This is a genomic window from Streptomyces sp. R21 (assembly GCF_041051975.1).
Lineage (GTDB): Bacteria > Actinomycetota > Actinomycetes > Streptomycetales > Streptomycetaceae > Streptomyces.
In genome coordinates this window covers 2618714-2638059 of the sequence record NZ_CP163435.1, presented here as the reverse complement: position 1 = coordinate 2638059, position 19346 = coordinate 2618714, and the positions used below count along the sequence as shown (strand labels likewise).

20 protein-coding genes and 2 pseudogenes are annotated in these 19346 nt (G+C 71.5%); 8 read left to right on the top strand and 14 right to left on the bottom strand.

The genetic code is table 11. The features are described from left to right. Positions 1 to 35: 35 nt before the first annotated feature. The 3 genes from AB5J56_RS11880 to AB5J56_RS11870 all read right to left on the bottom strand — a co-directional run bounded on the left by AB5J56_RS11880 (position 36) and on the right by AB5J56_RS11870 (position 1729). Complete coding sequence (locus AB5J56_RS11880) at positions 36 to 680, bottom strand: TetR/AcrR family transcriptional regulator (protein WP_369232663.1); 645 nt, start codon at positions 678 to 680, stop codon at positions 36 to 38. A gap of 94 nt (positions 681 to 774) precedes the next feature. Next, positions 775 to 1266, bottom strand: coding sequence for a cupin domain-containing protein (locus AB5J56_RS11875; protein ID WP_369232662.1), 492 nt, complete (start codon positions 1264 to 1266; stop codon positions 775 to 777). A 91-nt stretch (positions 1267 to 1357) separates the two neighbouring features. Then, positions 1358 to 1729 carry a DUF4267 domain-containing protein gene (locus AB5J56_RS11870; RefSeq protein WP_369232661.1) on the bottom strand — a complete coding sequence of 124 codons (372 nt, stop codon included), beginning with the start codon at positions 1727 to 1729 and terminating at the stop codon, positions 1358 to 1360. Positions 1730 to 1816: 87 nt separating this feature from the next. Between AB5J56_RS11870 and AB5J56_RS11865 the strand changes: the two genes are divergently transcribed. Then, positions 1817 to 2395 (top strand): TetR/AcrR family transcriptional regulator, encoded by a 579-nt coding sequence (locus AB5J56_RS11865; RefSeq protein WP_369232660.1) that lies wholly within the window; start codon positions 1817 to 1819, stop codon positions 2393 to 2395. 30 nt (positions 2396 to 2425) lie between these two features. On the opposite strand, the gene AB5J56_RS11860 is transcribed toward AB5J56_RS11865, so the two are convergent. Beyond that, the gene (locus tag AB5J56_RS11860; RefSeq protein WP_369232659.1) at positions 2426 to 3154 is read right to left on the bottom strand and encodes a peptidyl-tRNA hydrolase; all 729 of its coding nucleotides are present in this window, start codon (positions 3152 to 3154) and stop codon (positions 2426 to 2428) included. A gap of 123 nt (positions 3155 to 3277) precedes the next feature. Between AB5J56_RS11860 and AB5J56_RS11855 the strand changes: the two genes are divergently transcribed. Both AB5J56_RS11855 and AB5J56_RS11850 read left to right on the top strand, forming a co-directional pair. Next, positions 3278 to 4258, top strand: a complete 981-nt coding sequence (locus AB5J56_RS11855; protein WP_369232658.1) for an ATP-binding cassette domain-containing protein — start codon at positions 3278 to 3280, stop codon at positions 4256 to 4258. Next, a complete protein-coding gene (locus AB5J56_RS11850; RefSeq protein ID WP_369232657.1) occupies positions 4255 to 4926 on the top strand; it encodes an ABC transporter in 672 nt (223 codons plus the stop codon). Before AB5J56_RS11855 ends, AB5J56_RS11850 begins: the two co-directional genes overlap by 4 nt. Positions 4927 to 4951: 25 nt before the next feature. On the opposite strand, the gene AB5J56_RS11845 is transcribed toward AB5J56_RS11850, so the two are convergent. From AB5J56_RS11845 to thrS, 3 genes and pseudogenes are all read right to left on the bottom strand, one after another. Next, entirely contained in the window at positions 4952 to 5134 is a 183-nt protein-coding gene (locus AB5J56_RS11845) for a hypothetical protein (RefSeq protein ID WP_369232656.1), read from the bottom strand. 31 nt (positions 5135 to 5165) lie between these two features. Next, positions 5166 to 6022 (bottom strand): annotated as a pseudogene (locus tag AB5J56_RS11840) (polysaccharide deacetylase family protein). 282 nt (positions 6023 to 6304) lie between these two features. Beyond that, complete coding sequence (gene thrS / locus AB5J56_RS11835; protein WP_369232655.1) at positions 6305 to 7579, bottom strand: threonine--tRNA ligase; 1275 nt, start codon at positions 7577 to 7579, stop codon at positions 6305 to 6307. A gap of 207 nt (positions 7580 to 7786) precedes the next feature. Between thrS and AB5J56_RS11830 the strand changes: the two genes are divergently transcribed. Next, complete coding sequence (locus AB5J56_RS11830; protein WP_369232654.1) at positions 7787 to 8239, top strand: spore germination protein GerW family protein; 453 nt, start codon at positions 7787 to 7789, stop codon at positions 8237 to 8239. 33 nt (positions 8240 to 8272) lie between these two features. On the opposite strand, the pseudogene AB5J56_RS11825 reads toward AB5J56_RS11830, so the two are convergent. The 6 genes and pseudogenes from AB5J56_RS11825 to zapE form a co-directional block, all read right to left on the bottom strand. Next, positions 8273 to 9663 (bottom strand): annotated as a pseudogene (locus tag AB5J56_RS11825) (PhoX family protein). 125 nt (positions 9664 to 9788) lie between these two features. Further along, positions 9789 to 10655, bottom strand: coding sequence for a slipin family protein (locus AB5J56_RS11820; RefSeq protein ID WP_369232653.1), 867 nt, complete (start codon positions 10653 to 10655; stop codon positions 9789 to 9791). Between the two features lie 139 nt (positions 10656 to 10794). Continuing rightward, complete coding sequence (locus tag AB5J56_RS11815) at positions 10795 to 12291, bottom strand: SulP family inorganic anion transporter (protein WP_369232652.1); 1497 nt, start codon at positions 12289 to 12291, stop codon at positions 10795 to 10797. An 8-nt stretch (positions 12292 to 12299) separates the two neighbouring features. Next, the gene (locus AB5J56_RS11810; protein ID WP_369232651.1) at positions 12300 to 12878 is read right to left on the bottom strand and encodes a carbonic anhydrase; all 579 of its coding nucleotides are present in this window, start codon (positions 12876 to 12878) and stop codon (positions 12300 to 12302) included. A gap of 187 nt (positions 12879 to 13065) precedes the next feature. Beyond that, complete coding sequence (locus tag AB5J56_RS11805; RefSeq protein ID WP_369232650.1) at positions 13066 to 13461, bottom strand: hypothetical protein; 396 nt, start codon at positions 13459 to 13461, stop codon at positions 13066 to 13068. A gap of 201 nt (positions 13462 to 13662) precedes the next feature. Beyond that, on the bottom strand, positions 13663 to 14763 hold the full coding sequence (gene zapE / locus AB5J56_RS11800) for a cell division protein ZapE (protein WP_369232649.1): 1101 nt from the start codon (positions 14761 to 14763) through the stop codon (positions 13663 to 13665). 37 nt (positions 14764 to 14800) lie between these two features. Here zapE and AB5J56_RS11795 point away from each other — a divergent pair, with 37 nt between their 5' ends. The 4 genes from AB5J56_RS11795 (at position 14801) to msrB (ending at position 18120) form a co-directional block, all read left to right on the top strand. Continuing rightward, entirely contained in the window at positions 14801 to 15619 is an 819-nt protein-coding gene (locus AB5J56_RS11795; RefSeq protein WP_369232648.1) for a pyrimidine reductase family protein, read from the top strand. Positions 15620 to 15752: 133 nt separating this feature from the next. After that, positions 15753 to 16226, top strand: a complete 474-nt coding sequence (locus AB5J56_RS11790; protein ID WP_369232647.1) for an indole-3-glycerol phosphate synthase — start codon at positions 15753 to 15755, stop codon at positions 16224 to 16226. 84 nt (positions 16227 to 16310) lie between these two features. After that, entirely contained in the window at positions 16311 to 17699 is a 1389-nt protein-coding gene (murC, locus tag AB5J56_RS11785; RefSeq protein ID WP_369232646.1) for a UDP-N-acetylmuramate--L-alanine ligase, read from the top strand. 13 nt (positions 17700 to 17712) lie between these two features. Next, a complete protein-coding gene (gene msrB, locus AB5J56_RS11780) occupies positions 17713 to 18120 on the top strand; it encodes a peptide-methionine (R)-S-oxide reductase MsrB (protein WP_369232645.1) in 408 nt (135 codons plus the stop codon). 27 nt (positions 18121 to 18147) lie between these two features. Here msrB and AB5J56_RS11775 read toward each other — a convergent pair whose 3' ends face one another. Beyond that, positions 18148 to 19149 carry a helix-turn-helix domain-containing protein gene (locus tag AB5J56_RS11775; RefSeq protein ID WP_369232644.1) on the bottom strand — a complete coding sequence of 334 codons (1002 nt, stop codon included), beginning with the start codon at positions 19147 to 19149 and terminating at the stop codon, positions 18148 to 18150. Positions 19150 to 19346 lie beyond the last annotated feature (197 nt).

Below are 19346 nucleotides of genomic sequence, written 5' to 3'. Positions count from 1 at the left end.
GCACAGTCGAGGGCGACGGTTGACTGCCGTACGTGTCAGGGGACTTCGGGCACCCGGAGGGGATCCGTCGCCGCGCCCCGCAGCCGGGACGCGATGCCGACGCGGGCCCTGCGGTAGGCGGTCGTTTCGTCGTGCAGGACAGAGACGGTGTTGGCGGTCTCCATCAACGCGATGATTTCGAAGGCGAGTTGGGGTGCGTCCGTGCCGGGCAGCAGGTCGCCGACGGCGCGGGCCTCCTCGATGGTGCGCTCCACATGGGCGGTCCAGTCCCGCTGAGCGCGGGCGACGGCGTCGTGCACGGGGCCGGACCGGGCGTCGAACTCGGCGATGACCTCGTAGAAGAAGCAGCCGCCGGGGAAGACGCGGCCCTGGGAGTACTCCAGCCAGAGGTCGCACAGTCGCCACACCCGGGCCACCCCGGCCGGGGTTCGCGCCGCCGGCCGGATGACCCGCTCCACGTAGATGCGGGACGCTTCCCGGACCGTCGCCAGCTGGAGTTCCTGCTTGGAGCCGAAGAGGGCGAAGACGCCGCTCTTGCTCAGGCGCAGCTCGGTGGCCAGCCGCCCGACGGACAGCGCCTCCAGCCCCTCGACCGAGGCGATGTCCACGGTGCGGCTCAGGACCAACTGCCGCGTACGGTTGCCGCGTTCGACCCTGCCGTCCAGCCGGGTCCCGGCCATCGTGACCTCCCCATGTTCCAGATGCCCACTGCGGATGCCCGGTCCGGGAGCGTCCGCAAAGCCTAGCCCTCGCGGACCGCCCGGCCGGTGCCGCTCAGTGGCGCTTGTCCCAGGCCGCGCTCTGCTCGAAGTACGTGTCGTAGATCTCCTGCACGTCCAGGAGGCTCTCCGGCGGCACCTTGCCGTAGGCGATCCGCTCCAAGTGGCGGAAGTACTCGAAGCGTTCGACGCCGGGCGTGATGACGATGAGGATGTCCGCGTCCTCACCGGGGGCGGCCGCGAAGGCGTGCGACAGGCCCGGCGGTACGACGACCAGGTCGCCGCGCTCGGCGGTGACGATCTGCTCGCCGGAGAGGAGCTGGGCGGTTCCGTCGATCATGTAGAACAACTCGGCGGAGTTGGCGTGGTGATGCGGTCTGGCACCGTCGGCGCCGGCCGTGAGGGTGGCGCGGAGGGTGGACAGCGCCCCGCCTGTCGCACTGCTGTCGGCCAGCAGCCGCAGCGTGGTGGGGGCGCGGCCGATCACTTCGGCCTCGGCGGAGCGGACGATCACGGACTCGTCGAAGTCCGGCACGATCAGCGACATCTCAAGACTCCCCTGGTGAGAACGGCTTTCCCGGCATTCCTGTTGTTCCCGGCATTGGTCGTTCGTGCGGTTCACGCGCCGTGCGTACGGCTCACGCGGCGAAGAGCAGGGCCGCGCTGAGCAGGACAACTACCGCGGTGGCGAAGTGAATTCCGAAGGCGACCGCCTTGGTTCCGCCGTTCCGCAGCACGATCAGGGTGTCACCCAGCGGCACCAGGGCGACGACGAGCATGAACCACGCCTCGGCCTCAAGTCCCGCGAAGGCGAGCAGCGCCAGGCCCATGATGCCGAACGTGGTGTCGCGCCCGCCCTTGACCGTGAGATAGGCGGCGTCGCCGTGCTGCCTGGCGGGGACGCCGTAGCCCGTGGCGGCCGGTATGGGCTGGAACAGGAAGCGTGCGCCGATGAACAGGACGAACAGGTCGAGCACGATGGCGAGGCCGTAGGCGGAGGAAGTGAGCATCTCGGATCTCCTTGCTAGCAGCGCTAGTGACAAGAGCGAAGATAACATAGCGTCGGCAATAATGCTAGCGGCGCTAGGATTGCGGTCATGTCGATCCAGACGCGCCGAGAGCGCGAACGAGCGGACCGCGAGCGGCTGATCATCACGGCCGCGCGGGAGCTGGCCGAGGCCGAGGGCTGGGACGCGGTGACCACGCGTCGGCTGGCCGCCGAGATCGAGTACAGCCAGCCCGTCCTGTACAGCCACTTCAAAGGCAAGAACGCCATCACGGCCGCCGTCGCCGTCCAGGGCTTCGCCGAGATGGCGGACGAACTCCGTGCGGCCCGCACCAAGGCGTCGGGGCCGCGCGAGGTGCTGGCCGCGGTCGGCGCGGCCTACGCTCAGTTCGGCGAGCGGCGCCCGGCGCTGTACGACGCGATGTTCACGCACGCCGTGGACCTGCCGTTCGCGACCCCCGAGGCACCGGCCGCCCTGCGTGCCGCCTTAGGGGAACTCCACCAGGCCGTAGAGCCGTTTTCCGGCGACGACGACCCGGACGTCCTCACCGAGACCCTGTGGAGCGGCCTGCACGGGCTGCTCACGCTGATGCGCAGCGGCCGGCTCCGCCGAGAGAGCCACGACCGCCGACTCGCCCTCCTGATCGGCCACTTCGCCCCGCCCGGGTGACGGGTGGGCGACGGCGCCCCGGCGCAGGCGTCAGCGGCGCAGCGCCGGGTGGTCCGCGACCACCGTGCAGGAACCCGGCGCGATCTCCGTGAATCCCGCGTCGCGGACCAACGGGAGGCCGGAGGTGGTGAGTCCGGGCCACCGGGCGGGATCGGCGGTGCGGACGGCGAGCGGGAAGCCCGCCTCGCGCCAGGCCGTGCGCTCCTCGTCCGAGAGCTCCCACCAGGCCAGTTGGGCGCCATGGCCGGCCTGGGCCATCGTCTTGCCGGCCGACATGTCGAGCTCGGGGTTCAGCCACAGCACCGGCGCCGTCGGGTCCGCGTCCACGGGCGGCTCGGGATCGTCGAGGTCGGTGCCGGAGACCTGGAGCCGGGCCAGGTCCTTGGGCCAGCCGTCCAGCGGGACGGGCGGGAAGACCCGTACCTCCGCGGACTTGCCCGCGACCGTGATGCCGGGCAGCGCCTCGGCCCGCCGCCACTCGGCGCCGCGCGCCCGCCGGACCACCTTGCGGATCCGGGCGTCCTGCCAGTCCAGCATCGCCTGCGCCCACTCGCCGTCCCCGACCGAGCGCTCGTCGCTCAGGATCGTCAGGACGGCGCGGGCGGCCGTCTCCAGCGCGTCGGTACGGGCCGGGGGAGCGGCCCGTTCGATGCGGACGACCAGGGGCAGCACGAACTGAGGTGCCTCGTCGCGCGCCGTGCGCTCGGAACGGAAGGGGCTGTCGGGGCCCTCGGCGGGAACGGTCTGGTCGCTGGTCACGTCCTCCAGTCTGCCAGGCGGAAGATCCGTTCCTCCGCGCCCCGGTGTGCACCGCCGTACGCCGTCGAAGACCGGTCGTTCCCGGCCGTCCGCACGAATTCCGCACGAACGAGGATGTGGTCCATGCAACGCGAGCTGAGACTGGCTGGCGTCGGCCGCCGTTACGGACTGCGTGGCCCCTGGGTGCTGCGCGGCGTCGACCTCACCCTGGCCCCCGGCACCCTGACCCGCGTCGAGGGCGCCAACGGCACAGGAAAATCAACCCTGTTGCGTCTCCTCGCCGGAATCGACGCACCCACCGAGGGCCGGATCGGCGGACGCCCACGCACGGCGTACGTCCCCGAGCGGTTCCCGGCGGCGCTCCCCTTCACCGCCTCCGGGTACCTCACCCACCTCGGCGCCGTCCAGGGCCTCTCCCGTCCGGCCGCCGCCCGCGCCGCCGACGAGTGGCTGGAGCGCTTCGGCGCCGCCGCGTACGCCCGTACCCCGATGTCCGAGCTGTCCAAGGGCAGCAGCCAGAAGGTCGCCGTCGCCCAGGCCCTGCTCGCGGAGCCGGGACTCCTCGTCCTCGACGAGGCCTGGACCGGACTCGACACCGCCGCCCGCGCGGAACTCGAACGCACCGTCGCGGAACGCACCGCGGCCGGCTGCGCGGTCGTGTTCGTCGACCACGACCCGCGCCGCCTGGCGGGGGCACCCGACGCGACGTACGCCGTCGTCGACGGTGCGCTCCGACGCCGTACGACGCCCGAGGCCGGACCACTCACGCAGGACGCGCCGCACGCCGTCGTCGAGGTCGACGTCGAGGGTGCGCCGGGTGTCGAACTGCCAGCTGACATACGGAAGTTCGTGACGCGCGTCGAGGAGGCCGGGTCGGGCAGGCACCGGCTGACCGTCGCCGAGAGCCACTCGGACGTGCTGCTCCGCTCGCTGCTGGGCGCCCGCCCGCCGTGGCACGTGGTGAGCGTGCGGCCGGTCTCCCGCGCCGGGGCAGCGGGCGCCGTGGAAGATGCCGATGCCGATTCCGATTCGGATGCCGCCCCGGTGCACGACTCGAACGACGTGCCCGACGCCCCCGCCCTCGAAGCCGAAAGCCGCCGATGACCGCCCTCTTCCGCTACCAGGCCGACCTTCTCGTGCGCTCCCAGCGCTGGCTGCCGCCCTTCATCCTGTACGCCGCCTTCCTCGCCGTCGGTGTGCAGGGCGGGCAGCCGGTGCTCGACTCGCTCGGTTACGCGGCCGCCGCGGTGCTCCCGGTCGCCGCCTGGCTCGTCCGCATCTGCGCCACCAACGAGCCGCCCGCGGCGCGGAGTTGTGTGGGGGCGGCGGCCGGACCCGTACGGGCGCACCTGGCGTGTCTGCTCGTCGCACTGTCGGCGGCCGTGCTCATCGCTGCGGCGTCGACCCTGGTCGTCACGCTGATCAGCGACCCGACGAGCACCGACCACCGCACGCGGCTGCCCCTGATCGAGGCGGGCGCCGCGGGGTTCCTCGCCGCACTCGTGTGCGCGCTGCTCGGCACGGCGGTCGGCGCGCTCACGACCTGGCCGCTGCTGAACTCGCCGGGCCGGGCGATCCCCGGCATGATGCTCGCCGCACTGCTGGCGCTGGTGGTCACGGGCTCACCCGCCCAGGCGACGATCAGCGACCTGATCACCGGCTCGCAGCAGGGCAGGGTGCCCGCGCCGCTCCTGCCGCTGGCCGCCGCCGCGCTGCTCACGGCCGCCGCGACCGCCGTGGCCTGCGCGCTCACCACCCGCAGGTCGGCCTGACGGCCGGCGGGTGACCGGCGGTTGATCAGCCCGAGCAGGCCGTGCGCTGCGCCTCCTGCCACTCGCAGACCGGGCACAGCGTGATGCCCTTGTGGGACTCCGGGTACTCGCTCGGCTTCTGGCACAGCACGCACTCGGCGTACGGCGGCCCGTCCGCCGCGGGACCCGGGCTCGCCGTCTCCGCTTCCGTACCGCAGTAATCGCTCATGGTCCCAGAGTAGGGCGGCCCCCGGCGGGGCTCAGTGGTGGCCGCCCGCCGCGCCGATCAGCTCGGACACCTTCACGAACCGGTAGCCCTTCCTGCGCAGCTCCGGGACGATCGTCCGCACCGCCCGCTCGGTCGCCGGCGCCGCGCTGCGCGTGCAGTGCATGACCACGACGGACCCCGGCCGCACCCCGTCGAGCACCTGCCGGGCCACCGCGTCCGAGTCCGTCGCGAACGCGTCCCCGCTCACCACATCCCACTGCACAGCGGTGACGCCGACCGCGCTCAGCGCGCGCAGCGCCCGCTGGTCGTAACACCCGCCGGGGAAGCGGAAGTACGGCATGACGCTGGGCACCCCCGCCTTCTTGATGGCGGCGAACGCCCGCTCCACGTCGCTCCGCATCCGGTCGGCTGGCACGGTCGGCAGGCCGTAGCAGTCGGCCGTGAAGGCGTAGTGGCTGTACGAGTGGTTGGCGACCTCGAAGAGCGGGTCCCGTCCGATGGCCCTGGCCTCCCGCGGATACTCGTCGGCCCAGCGCCCCGTCATGAACACGGTGGCCGGCACCTTCAGCCCGCGCAGGGTCGCGATGAGCCGCGGATTGTCGAAGTGCTCCCCGGCCGCGGCCCGGGCCCCCTGATCCGCGGTCATGTCCGCGTCGAAGGTCAGCGCGACGGCCTTGTCCGCCGTCCGTGAGCCGTTCTTGAAGACGGGTGTCAGGCCGGCGGGACCGGGGGCGAGGGTGGGGGGGGGCGCGGGGGTTTCGAGGGGGCCGCACTGGTGGGTGCCGGGCGGGTGGTGTGCGGGGCGCCGGGGGAGCCGCACGCGGCCAGTGCGGCGCCGAGCGCACCGAGGGCGCAGGCGGCGGCGAGACGACGTACAAGAATGATCACCGGATGAAGATATCCGGCTAAATGTGACTATTCGGCCATCACGGGCACGTGCCGGACGAATACGGCGGTGAAGTCACCCGCCCAGCATCCCGGCGCCGCCCGGCGCGGCACGCCTCAGGCGTTGCCCTTGCCCTTCACGTTCGCCTTGTGCGTGTCCTGCCGGTCCCGCGTGTCCTTCTCGGCCTTGGCCACCGCGCACCCCTTCCGGCCTTCCGGCTGTGTCCCTCGATCCTGCGCCGGGGGCGCGCTACTCGCCGGCGCGGATCGAAGGCCCCGGGGCTCCTACCGGTGCGCCGCCACCGGATCGGAGTTCCACAGGGCGGTGTCGTGCCCGTCGACCACCGCGCCGATGCGGGCCAGCGCCTGTGACACCGGCTGCGCGTCCAGGCGGCGGCCGTCGCGCAGGCGCAGGGCGACCTGGTCGGCGGCGGCCTCCCTGGCGCCGATCACCGCCTGGTAGGGCACGAGCCGCGCGGCCCGGATGCGGGCGCCGAGGGTGCCCGCATCCGGGGCGGCGAGCCGGGCGCGCAGGCCCTGGTCGCGGCAGCGTCGCAGCAGTCGTACGGCGTCGTCGGTCTCGGCGTCGGAGACCGGCAGGATCGCCACCTGGGTGGGGGCGAGCCAGGCCGGGAAGGCGCCGCCGTGCGCCTCGATGAGATGGGCGACGGCCCGCTCCAGGCTGCCGATGACGCTGCGGTGGACCATGACCGGGCGGTGGCGGGCGCCGTCGGGGCCGATGTAGTGCAGATCGAACTGTTCGGGCTGGTGGAAGTCGACCTGCACGGTGGAGAGGGTCGACTCGCGGCCGGCCGGGTCGGCGATCTGGACGTCGATCTTGGGGCCGTAGAACGCCGCCTCGCCCTCGACGGCCTCGTACGCCACGCCGGAGCGGTCAAGGACCTCGCGGAGCAACTCGGCGGACCTGCGCCACAGTTCGGGGTCGGCGACGTACTTCCCGCCGGGGCCGGGCAGTGAGAGGCGGTAGCGTGCCGGTTCGATGCCGAGCGCACGGTAGGCCCGGCGGATCAACTCCAGTGCGCCGTACGCCTCTTCGGCGACCTGGTCCAGGGTGCAGAAGATGTGCGCGTCGTTGAGCTGGATGGCGCGTACGCGGGTCAGGCCGCCGAGGACACCAGACATCTCGGAGCGGTACATGCCGCCCAACTCGGCCATGCGGAGCGGGAGTTCGCGATAGCTGTGGGAGCGGGAACGGTAGATGAGCGCGTGATGGGGACAGAGACTCGGGCGCAGCACGACCTGTTCGCCGCCGAGGTCCATGGGCGGGAACATGTCCTCGCTGTAGTGGGACCAGTGGCCGGAGATCTCGTAGAGCTCCCGCTTGCCCAGCACCGGTGAGTACACGTGCTGGTAGCCCGCCCGCCGCTCGGCGTCGCGCACGTACTCCTCCAGCGCGTGCCGTACGGCCGCGCCGTCCGGCAGCCAGTAGGGCAGGCCCGCGCCCATCAGCGGGTCGGTGTCGAACAGGTCCAGCTCGCGGCCGAGTCGGCGGTGGTCGTGCATGGCGGTCTCCTCAAGGGGAGGGACGAGTGACCACACACGGCGAAGCCCCGGGGCACTCGCCCCGGGGCTTCGGACTCAAGACATCAGTCAGCGCGCCGGGACACTCTCCGGCGTCGTCGTGTTCTTCGCTGCGGCACGCTTCATGCCTGTGACGCTAGCAGGGGGTACGCGGGCGGGCACGCGAATTAGTCTGCGCGTACCGGCATCCCCGCACCCGCCGCATCCATCCGAGGAGGCACCGCCATGACAGCGCCGCACGACACCTCGCCCCCGCCGGTCGATCCCACGGACACCGCCGACCTCGGAGCCGTCGCGGCCACGGACGGCCTCGCCGCGCGTCTCCTGGAGGGGCTCGCCGAGCGGTTCGGCGGGCGCGCCTGCGTCTCCGCCGTGTTCGGCGAGCCCGTCACTCGCGAGGGCGTCACCGTGATCCCCGTCGCCAGGGCCGCCTACGGCTTCGGCGGTGGCACCGCGCGCGGGGTCAGGCGGAACAGTAGTGGCGAGGGCGGCGGGGGAGGGGGCGGCGCCGAGACCCGGCCGCTCGGCTTCATCGAACTCCGCGACGGCAGGGCCACGTACCACCGCATCCGCGACCCGTGGACCGACGTCGTCGCCCCCCTCGCGACGCTGCTCCTCGGCACCACCGCCCCCTTGCTCGCCCGCGCCCTCACTGCCCGGCGCGGGCGGAATGGCTGACGCCGGGCGACGCGCCCGGCGCCGAGGGACCGCCTAGCGGCGCCAGGGCCCCGTCACCGCGAACGTCGTCCCCGGCGTATAGCAGTTCACGTACATCGTCCCGCCGTCCGGCGAGAACGTGACGCCCGCGAACTCGCCCCACTCCGGGGCCTCGGCGGTGCCGATGTTCTGCGCGCCGCGCGCCATGGCGTACACCTCGCCGCGCCGCGTCACGCCGAAGACGTGCTGGGCGCCGTTGCCGTCCTCGCAGACCATGAGGCCGCCGCTGGGGGCGAGACAGATGTTGTCCGGGGACTCGCCGGGGAGCTGGACGTCGGTGTCCGGGCCGAAGACGATCACGAGGGTGAGACGGCGCGCCGCGGAGTCGTAGCGCCAGATCTGCCCGTAGTGGTCGGCTGCCGAGCCGTCCGCGCTGTGCGCGAAGGAGGAGACGAAGTACACGCAGCTGCCGCCCCAGTAGCAGCCCTCCAGCTTCTGGGCGTGCGTGATGCCCTTCGGGCCGAAGTCCTGGAGTCGGACGGGGGTTTGGGCCGCGAGCGGGTCCGGTACGTCCACCCACTCGATGCCGTCGAAGGTCGTCCCCGTCTCCTGGACGGAGGACAGGTCGGGTACGCCCGGCACCCGCATCGCCTGGAGTCTGCCTCCGCGCGCAGTGAACCCACTCCGCCCTCGGGCCTGTTGGGCAGGAAGCGGTAGAAGAGGCCGAACGGCTTGAGGAACGCGTCCTCGGTCTCGTAGACGATGCCCCGCTTCGGATCGACCGCGATGGCCTCGTGCTGGAAGCGGCCCATCGCGGTCAGCGGGACCGCGCCGGTACGGTGCGGGTCGACCGGGTCCACCTCGAAGATGAAGCCGTGGTCCCTGGTGTAGCCGTTCGTCCCCGCTCTGTCCTCGGTCTCCTCGCAGGTGAGCCAGGTGCCCCAAGGGGTGGGCCCGCCGGCGCAGTTGACGGCGGTGCCGGCGATCGCGACGCGCTCGGACAGGACGTGGCCCCGGCCGTCCAGCGTCAGCGCCGTGCAGCCGCCCTTGCCCATCGGATCGTAGGTGAGGCCCTCGACCGTCGGGACGGGGATCTTCGCGGTGACGCGGTTCTCGTGATTGCGGACGAGGTGGACCCGGCCGTGCCGGCCGGCGAAGGCCGACATGCCGTCGTGGTTGCTGGGGACGAGGCCCTCGCCCGAGCGGAGCTGATCGCCCTCGCGGGAGAGGACCCGGTAACGGAAACCCTCCGGCAGGTCGAGCAGTCCCTTCGGGTCGGGGATCAGCGGGCCGTACCCGTGGTGGCCCAGGTCCTGCGCGGCGGCGGTGCCCGCGAAGAGGTCGGAGAGGGATCCGGCGAAGGCGATCGGGACGCCCAGGGCGCCCAACGCGCCTGTGCGAGCCAGGACTTGACGTCGGGTCGAAGTGCGGCCGTTCTCGGGCATGGAGCAACCTTCCTGTTGGCGGACAGGACTGTGATCCAGCTGTGTGTATCACGCAGGTGGGGTCACTGGAACCACGCGCGTAGCACGTGTCACCGACCGTGCTCGTATTGCCGACCGTGCCCGTCTCACTGACCGAGCTCGTCGCCGGTCCGGCTCTCGGGCGCCTCCCCGCCCCTGCCCTCGGGCTCGTGCTCGGCCGGGAGCGCCGGGTGCGCGGGCACCTGCTGCCCCTGCGACTGCGCCCGCTCCAGGAAGCGCAGCAGTTCCACCGGGAAGGGCAGGACGAGTGTGGAGTTCTTCTCGGCCGCGACCGCCACCACGGTCTGCAGCAGCCGGAGTTGGAGTGCGGCGGGCTGTTCGGACATCACCTCGGCGGCCTGCGCGAGCTTCTTGGAGGCCTGGAGTTCGGCGTCGGCGTTGATGATCCGCGCCCGGCGTTCCCGGTCGGCCTCGGCCTGGCGGGCCATGGAGCGCTTCATGGTCTCGGGCAGCGACACGTCCTTGATCTCGACGCGGTCGATCTGCACACCCCAGCCGATCGCCGGACTGTCGATCATCAACTCCAGGCCCTGGTTGAGCTTCTCGCGATTGGAGAGCAGATCGTCGAGGTCGCTCTTGCCGATGATCGAGCGCAGCGAGGTCTGCGCCATCTGGGAGACGGCGAAGCGGTAGTCCTCGACCTGGATGATCGCGTCCGGCGCGTTCACCACCTTGAAGTAGACGACCGCGTCGACCCGCACCGTGACGTTGTCCCGTGTGATGCCCTCCTGCGCGGGCACCGGCATCGTCACGATCTGCATGTTGACCTTGCGCAGCCGGTCGACCCCGGGGATCACCATGGTGAAGCCCGGCGGCCGGGCGTCGCCGACCAGACGGCCGAGCCGGAAGACGACCCCGCGCTCGTACTGCTTGACGACGCGGGCCGCCGCCGCGGCGTACACCAGGGCCGCGGAACCCACCGCTACGCCCGCGACCAGGAGTTCCTGGAGCATGACGACCCCCTTCCGGCCGTCGCCTGCCACCGGTCGCGCGCTCGCGAGAGCATACGACCATTAATGCAACGATATGCCCGACTCGGGCCCGCGGTCGAGAATGCTCGACCACGGGCCCGAGTGGGTGGAACGGTGCAGGTCAGCCGGTTGTGACCCGCACCGGCTCGATGCCCTCGGCGCTGTGCCGCGCCGACCAGTTCTCCAGCGCCGTGCGGCACGCGTGGTCCAGGTGGTGCAGGCCGGAGAGGTCCAGCTCGACCGGCCGGTCCTGCGGCAGTGCCTCCAGGCTGTCGAGGATCTTCGGCAGCCGCAGGAAGGTCGCGTTGCCGGACAGATACGCCTGGACGGGCCCGGCGCCCTTGTCTATGACCTCCATCCGCACGTGCGAGGCCTCCCACGCCGTCTTCACGACAGCCAGCGCGAGGCCGATCAGCACGCCCTCGAACATGCTCACCGCGACGATCGACACGGCCGTCACGACGAGGATCAGCGCCTCGCCGCGGTGCTCGCGCCACAGCCCGACGATCTCCCGTACGGGAATGAGCTTGGCGCCGGCGTGCACGAGGATGCCCGCGAGGGCCGGTATCGGGATGTACGCGAGCACGGACGGCAGCAGCGCCGCGAACAGCAGCAGCCATACGCCGTGCAGCACCCGGGACGCCTTGGTCTTCGCGCCCGCCTGGACATTGGCCGCGCTGCGCACGATCACCGCGGTCATCGGCAGGGCGCCGAGGAGCCCGCACACCGCGTTGCCCGCGCCCTGCGCCATCAGTTCCTTGTCGTACTCGGTGCGCGGCCCGTCGTGCAGCCGGTCCACGGCCGCCGCGCTGAAGAGCGACTCGGCGGAGGCGATCAGCGTGAACGCCACGATCGTGCCGAGCAGGCCGACGCCCGCGAGTTCGCCGAAGGCGTCCAGAGGCGGCGGCTGGATCGAGTCGAGCAGGCCCTTCACCTCGACCGTCGCCACCGGCAGATCGAGGACGAGCGCGGCGAGCGTGGCCAGCCCGACCGCGGCCAGCGGCCCCGGCACCGTGCGCACCCGGCGCGGCATCCGCTTCCACAGCACGAGTACGGCGACGGTGCCCGCGCCCAGCGCCAGAGAGGCCAGCGCCGTGGTGTTCCCGGCCGCCTCGAAGAGCGCCTCGGGCAGCCCGGCTATCTTTCCGAGGCCCGAGGCCGGGGCCTTGGTTCCGGCCACCGAGTAGAGCTGCCCGGCGATCAGGACGAGCCCGATGCCGGCCAGCATGCCCTCGACGACGGAGACCGAGATGGCCCGGAAGTAGCGCCCCAACTTCAGGGCGCCCATGAGGAGTTGGAGTGCTCCCGAGGTCAGCACGATGACCCCGAGGGCGGGCAGTCCGAACTCCCGCACAGCCTCGTAGACCAGCACCGTCAGGCCCGCTGCGGGACCCGAGACCTGGAGGCTGCTGCCGCGCATCAGACCGGTGACGATTCCGCCCACGATGCCGGTGACGAGCCCGAGTTCGGCCGGCACACCGGACGCGACGGCCACGCCCACGCACAGCGGCAGGGCGACCAGGAACACGACGAGCGAGGCGGCGAAGTCCTGCCGCAGATAAGGGAGTCGGAGCGACTTCGTGGATTTCGTCGGCTCCACCGACTTCGATGGCTTCATGTCGGCGCTCACAGGGCGTCGAAGGTGTCGGACTGCGGGCGGTGGGCCAGTACTGAGCCGGTGTGCACCTCGTAGAACCAGGCATGCAGGCGCAGTTGACCGCTCGTCAGCTTCTCCGCGATGCCGGGGTACGAGCGCAGGCGCAGCAACTGGGTCAGGACGTGGCTCTGCACGGCCTCGGTGACGGTGGGGTCCTCGACGGCCCCTTCGGGGCGGGGCGTCGCGTGCGCCAGCCAGTCGCGCACGGCGGGTACGGCGTTCAGGTCGTCGCCGCGCACCAGCGCGCCTACGGCGCCGCAGTGCGAGTGTCCGCAGACGATGACGTCGGATACGCCGAGCACTTCGACGGCGTACTCGATGGTGGCTGCCTCGCCGGTGGGGTGCTGCGAGACGTACGGGGGGACGATGTTGCCCGCGGTGCGCAGTTCGAAGAGCTCACCGGGCCGGGCGCCGGTGATCAGGGCGGGGACGACCCGGGAGTCCGAGCAGGTGATGAACAGGACCTGCGGCGACTGGCCCTCGGCCAGCCGGGCGAACTCCTCGGGGCGCTGTCCGTGCGCACGGGCGTGATCGATGAGGGGCTGCATTGTCAGTTCCTCCTGGCGCGCCTCAGTTGGCGCGTCGGCTTACGAGAACATGGCAGATGCGGGTACGACGGCATGACCCCACGTCGACGCGCTCGGCGGACGTGGCGTGGTGGGGGCCCAGATCTTCAGGGCGGGTCGGTGCCGGCTCGTACCCTGACCCTGTCGTGACGACAGGGCGTGCGGCAGCTCAGCAGCGGAATACCTGAAGTGCCGCCGGAGAGTGGGCGGTTGATGATCTTGAGAGGTGATGCGTGGTGCCGTCGGTCCCGGTGGGAGCCGAGACCGTGGTGTCGTACACCAGCAGGACGCGGGCGGGCGGCTCGGGGGCCGAGTCCGCCGCGACGCGGTGCCGGTCACGGGTGCGCAGTGGGCCGGTGGGTGCCGCGGAGTGTTCGAGGCCGCCGCACGTGACGATCTCGTCCGCGCGCTTGGCGACGGCGGCGGTGCCCGTGACCTTGGCGCCGGACGCGTGAGTGGTGCTGTGCGCGGACCCGAACGACGCGGTGGGAGCGAAGAGTTGCAGGGCAAGCAGGACGGCGGAGAGCGTCGCCAGCACGAACCGGACCGTTGTACTCCGCACCATGCGCCCTCCCCTCTGCCTGCATCCCTCGGCTTGCGTCCTCAAATACGTTAACGCGCCTAAGTTGTTTGCAAGGTTAACTTTACGTTTCGGGTAAAGAAAAGCCCAAAACGCGAGGTGGGAATGGCTTGAACTGACCCGTGTTCCCCTGGTGTTCGAATCTGCGACGCCCCTACGAGGTCTGCGACGGCCGCACGAAGCCCGCTACGCCGCTACGAGCCCCTTGGCGTCCCGTGCGAGGGCGGTCAGCCGGGAGATCGCGCGGAAGTACTTCTTGCGGTAGCCGCCGTTCAGCATCTCCTCGCTGAAGAGCCTGTCGAAGGGCATCCCGGAGGCGAGGACCGGCACTTCGCGGTCGTAGAGCCGGTCGGCCAGCACGACGAGCCGCAGCGCCGTCGACTGGTCCGGGACCGGCTGGACGTCGGTCAGGCACACGGCCGTGAGGTCGTCGGTCAGGGCGCCGTACCGGCTGGGGTGCACCTTCGCCAGGTGGTCGAGCAGATGCGGGAAGTCGTCGAGCGACGCGCCCTCGGTGGCGTACGCCGCCTTGGTGACCTGCTCGTCGGAGAACGGCGCCGGTGCCTCGGGCAGTCCGCGGTGGCGGTAGTCCTCGCCGTCGATGCGCAGGGGGCGGAAGTGCGCGGACAGGCCCTGGATCTCGCGCAGGAAGTCGGCGGCCGCGAACCGCCCCTCGCCGAGCTTGCCCGGCAGTGTGTTGGAGGTGGCGGCGAGGGCCACGCCCGCGTCGACCAGCTTGCCGAGGAGCGTCGACACCAGAACGGTGTCCCCGGGGTCGTCCAGCTCGAACTCGTCGATGCAGAGGAGGCGGTGTTCGCTCAGCGTGGCGACGGTCTTCTGGAAGCCGAGCGCGCCGACCAGGTTCGTCAGCTCCACGAAGGTGCCGAAGGCCTTGAGCGCGGGCTCGGCCGGGGTCGCGTGCCACAGGGAGGCCAGCAGGTGGGTCTTGCCGACACCGTAGCCGCCGTCGAGATAGACACCGCGGGGGCCGGTGGGGACCTTCTTCGGGGCCTTGCCGAGACCGAACAGCCGCCGCTTGCCGCCCCCGCTCGCGTGGGCGCCGCCGAGACCGGCCGCGAAGCCGGCGAGGACGTGCACGGCCTCGGTCTGGCTGGGCTGGTTCGGGTCCGGTATGTACGTCTCGAAGCGGACCGAGTCGAACCGCGGCGGCGGCACCATCTCGGCGACGAGCCGGTCGGCGGGGACATGCGGCTCGCGGGCGCACAAGGACAGCGGGGCCGCGTCGGCTATCGGGTGGACACCGGTTGCGGCAGTGGAGGACGACACGGTTCCCCACTCTAAGCGCCGTGCCACACTGCACGACATGCGACGCCTGTTCCCTGTGACCGAAGAAACAGCAGCCCAGGCCTCGGGAGGGGCCTCCGGGACGGATGTGACGGCCGGTGTGACGGCTGGTGTGACAGACCGCGAGTGGGGCCTCCTCGAGCTGGCGGAGGCGTACGCCTACCCTCCGGGGGACGGTCCCTGGCTGCGCGCCAACATGGTGTCCACGCTCGACGGCGCGGGCCAGCACGAGGGTCGCTCCCAGCCCATCTCCGGCCCCGCCGACATGCGGATCTTCGGTGTGCTGCGGGCTCTCGCGGACGTCGTGATCGTGGGTGCGGAAACGGTACGCCAGGAGGGCTACCGCCCGGCACGCGCGCGTGAGGACTTCGCGGAACTGCGGGCGGCGGCCGGTCAGGGCCCCGCGCCCGCGATCGCGGTCGTCACCGCGAGCCTCGACCTGGACTTCTCGCTTCCGCTTTTTACCTCCCCGCTGCTGCCCACGCTGGTGCTGACGGGCGCCGCCGCGGCCCCGGACCGGGTCGCGGCCGCCGAGAAGGCGGGCGCACGGGTGCTGATCGCCGGGGACGGCATGGGTGTGGAGCCCGGCCGGCTCGTCGGCGCCCTCGCCGAGCAGGGCATGACCCGGATGCTGACCGAGGGCGGCCCGCGCCTGCTGGGCCAGCTCGTCGCGGCCGGCGTACTCGACGAGCTCTGCCTGACCCTCTCCCCGATGCTCACGGCGGGGGACGCGCAGCGCATCGCCGGAGGGCCCCCGGTGGCGGTGCCGCAGCGGTTCGAACTGGCGTCTTTGCTGGAGGAGGCCGGGTTCGTCTTCAGCCGATACCGTCGGTCCTGACAAGTCGGCGGAATACCCCGTTCCGCTTTTCTTCGGCCGGGCACACCAAATCGCGCAGACCCCGTGCGGTCACGGGGCAGGATGGTTTCCGCAGGGGCCTGGAAACGGCCCACGGAGGAGAAGGGCGCCTGTCGTGTTCACAAGCGTATTGATGATCGAGAAGGCCCTGACGTCCGCCGACGTGGAGTTCGTCACCACCTTGCACGGCGACGAGCCGGTCGGCTTCCATGTGCTGCTCCAGCCGCGCGGCGACCAGGCGGACCGGCTGCTGCGGGCCATCGACGACGTCGCGCTCGGCGAGCTGGACGAGGCGGCCCACGAGAACGAGACGCCGGAGGGCGAGGACGCCGTGGGCCAGGGACAGCAGGCCCTCGACGTGTCGCTGAAGGCGCTGCGGGTGTCCGGCAGTGAGGCGGAAGGCCGGCTCATCGAGGACCATCCGCTGGACGCCCTCAAGGCCCTGGTCGACGAGATCGGCGCCGACGAGGTCATCGTGCTCACCGACCCGCACTACGTGGAGGAGTTCTTCCATCGCGACTGGGCCTCCCGGGCCCGCCACAAGGTCGGCGTACCGGTGCTGAAACTGTTCTCGCACAGCAAGGCGTGAGGCCCGGCCGCTGGGCCATGGCGTGCGCCATGGCCATTAGGGTGGGGCGCTGAACGTACGCCGCACCACTCCAGGGAGACGCACATGGCACCCGGCCTTCCCACCGCCATGGACCGACCGCACTTCATCGGCATCGGCGGCGCCGGAATGTCGGGCATCGCCAAGATCCTCGCGCAGCGCGGGGCCGAGGTGGCGGGCAGCGACGCGAAGGAGTCCGCCACCGCCGAGGCCCTGCGCGCGCTGGGCGCCACGGTGCACATCGGGCACGCGGCCGACCACCTGGCGTCCGACGCCACCTGTGTCGTCGTCTCCTCGGCGATCCGCGCGGACAACCCGGAGCTGGCCCGCGCGGCCGAGCTGGGCATCCCGGTGGTCCACCGCTCGGACGCGCTTGCCCGCCTGATGGACGGACTGCGCCCGATCGCGGTCGCCGGCACCCACGGCAAGACGACGACCACGTCGATGCTGGCGGTCTCCCTCTCCTCGCTGGGTCTGAACCCCTCGTACGCGATCGGCGGCGACCTCGACGCCCCCGGCTCCAACGCCCTGCACGGCGAGGGCGACATCTTCGTCGCCGAGGCCGACGAATCGGACCGCAGCTTCCACAAGTACGCGCCCGAGGTCGCCATCGTCCTCAACGTGGAGCTGGACCACCACGCCAACTACGCGTCCATGGACGAGATCTACGAGTCCTTCGAGACGTTCGCCGGGAAGATCGTGCCGGGCGGCACGCTCGTGATCTCGTCCGACCACGAGGGAGCCCGTGAACTGACCCGACGGCTGGCCGGTGCGGTGCGGACGGTGACGTACGGAGAAGCGCAGGACGCCGACGTACGCGTCCTCTCCGTCGTTCCCCAGGGCCTGAAGAGCGAGGTCACCGTTCTCCTGGACGGCGCGGAGCTGACTTTCACGGTCTCGGTCCCCGGCCGCCACTACGCGCACAACGCGGTGGCCGCACTGGCGGCAGGCGTGGCCCTCGGCATCCCCGCCGCGGAGCTGGCCCCGGCGCTGGCCAGCTACACGGGCGTCAAGCGGCGCCTCCAGCTCAAGGGCGAGGAGGCGGGCGTCCAGGTCATCGACTCCTACGCGCACCACCCGACCGAGATGACGGCGGACCTGGACGCGATGCGCGCGGCGGCCGGCGACTCCCGCATCCTGGTCCTCTTCCAGCCGCACCTCTTCTCCCGCACGCAGGAGCTCGGCAAGGAGATGGGCCAGGCCCTGTCACTGGCGGACGCCTCCGTGGTCCTGGACATCTACCCGGCCCGCGAGGACCCGATCCCCGGTGTCACCAGCGACCTGATCATCGAGGCGGCCCGGGCGGCCGGAGCCGACGTGACCCCCGTCCACGACAAGGCCGAGGCCCCCGCCGTCGTCGCGGGAATGGCGAAGCCCGGTGATCTCGTTCTCACCATGGGCGCGGGCGACGTCACCGACCTCGGCCCGCTGATCCTGGACCGTCTCTCGAAGTAAGGGGCTGAGGCTCATGTCGTACGACATCGAAAAGCCGGACGAGCAGTGGCGCGAGGAACTGACCCCGGCCGAGTACGCGGTCCTGCGCAAGGCCGGCACGGAGCCCGCGTTCGTGGGTGAGTACACCGACACGAAGACCAAGGGCGTCTACTCCTGCCGCGCCTGCGGCGCCGAACTCTTCACCTCCACGGAGAAGTTCGAGTCGCACTGCGGCTGGCCGAGCTTCTTCGACCCCAAGGACTCCGACGCCGTCGAACTGATCTCGGACCGCTCGCACGGGATGGTGCGGACGGAGGTGCGGTGTTCCCGGTGCGGGTCGCATCTCGGGCACGTGTTCGAGGGGGAGGGGTACCCCACCCCCACCGACCAGCGGTACTGCATCAACAGCATCTCGCTGCGGCTGACGCCCGACGAGGGCTGAACCTCATACGGGATCTCATACGGGATCTCATACGGGCGGGAAATCCCCGTCGGCCTCCTTCGGACCGGGCGGCCGGCGGTGGCCGCGGCGCATCTCCCGGGGGCTCACGTCGAAGCGCTGGCGGAAGGCCGTGCTCATGGTGCTGGCCGAGGAGAAGCCCGAGGCGTAGGCCAGTTCCGTGATCGTCATGTGTTCGCAGTCGGCGCACTGGAGGCGGTCGCGGACCAGGCGCAGGCGTTCCTCGCGGATCAGGTCGCGGGGGGTGGTGCCCACGCGTTGCAGGGCCAGTTGGATCTGGCGCAGGGACCAGCCCAGGTCGCGGGCCATGGATGCGCCGGTCAGGCCGGGGTCGGCCGCGTGGTCGCGCACATGGCGGCGGACCATCGCCTCGACCTCGGTGAGATGGCCCGGGGCGTCCGGGCGGTCGTCGCCGGACGCGAGCATGCACAGGAGCTCGACGACGCGGTCCGAGACGGCGTCGAACTGGGGGTCGGTCAGGTTGTCGCGTTCCTCGTGCAGGCTCTGCACCATGGTGCTCACCACGCGCCCCAGCCCCGTCGTCAGGTCCAGCCCGGCGGCCAGCGGTGACGTCCGGTTCAGCGGGCCGTCGATCTCGCGGGCGGGGATGGTGAAGATGAACGCCAGGGTGGACGCCGTCTGCGCGCACTGGAAGGGGGATCCGAAGGTGACCAGGGCGCCCGCCCCCGGCGCGAGCCGCGCCACCTGGTCCTGCTGGGACAGCGTGATCTGCCCGGTGAGCGGCAGCAGCAGGCGGTAGTCGTCGTCCGGGTCCTGCCGTACCTGCTGGGCGGTCCGGCTGTACTCGATCGTGTCCGACCGGAACCTGACGAGCTGGTAGGTGTCGCTGCGCTGGCGGACCGTCTCGCCGCGGAAGTTGTCGGTGCGCGCGTAGGCGTACCCCATCCGGGACTGATAGGACGCGATGTGTTCGCTCCAGAAGTCGGCCCGCTCGTGCGGGTCCACCTCACTCGTGGTCTGCGACTCCACGATGTAACGTCCCGCGGGCAACGTGGCTCCTCCGCTGCGACGGGTCGGACGACTCCATTTCGGCAGCCCTGAACTTCCGTACGTTCACGGGCCGTTACTCGGAGTCAGACTAGGGCAGCACGCGGTTTCAGTAGTAGGCCACCCCCTCATTGGCATATGCCAAAGGTAAGCGGACGGCCTCGGCCCGGCGTCCCGGCGCGCTTGCGTCTTTGAGCAAC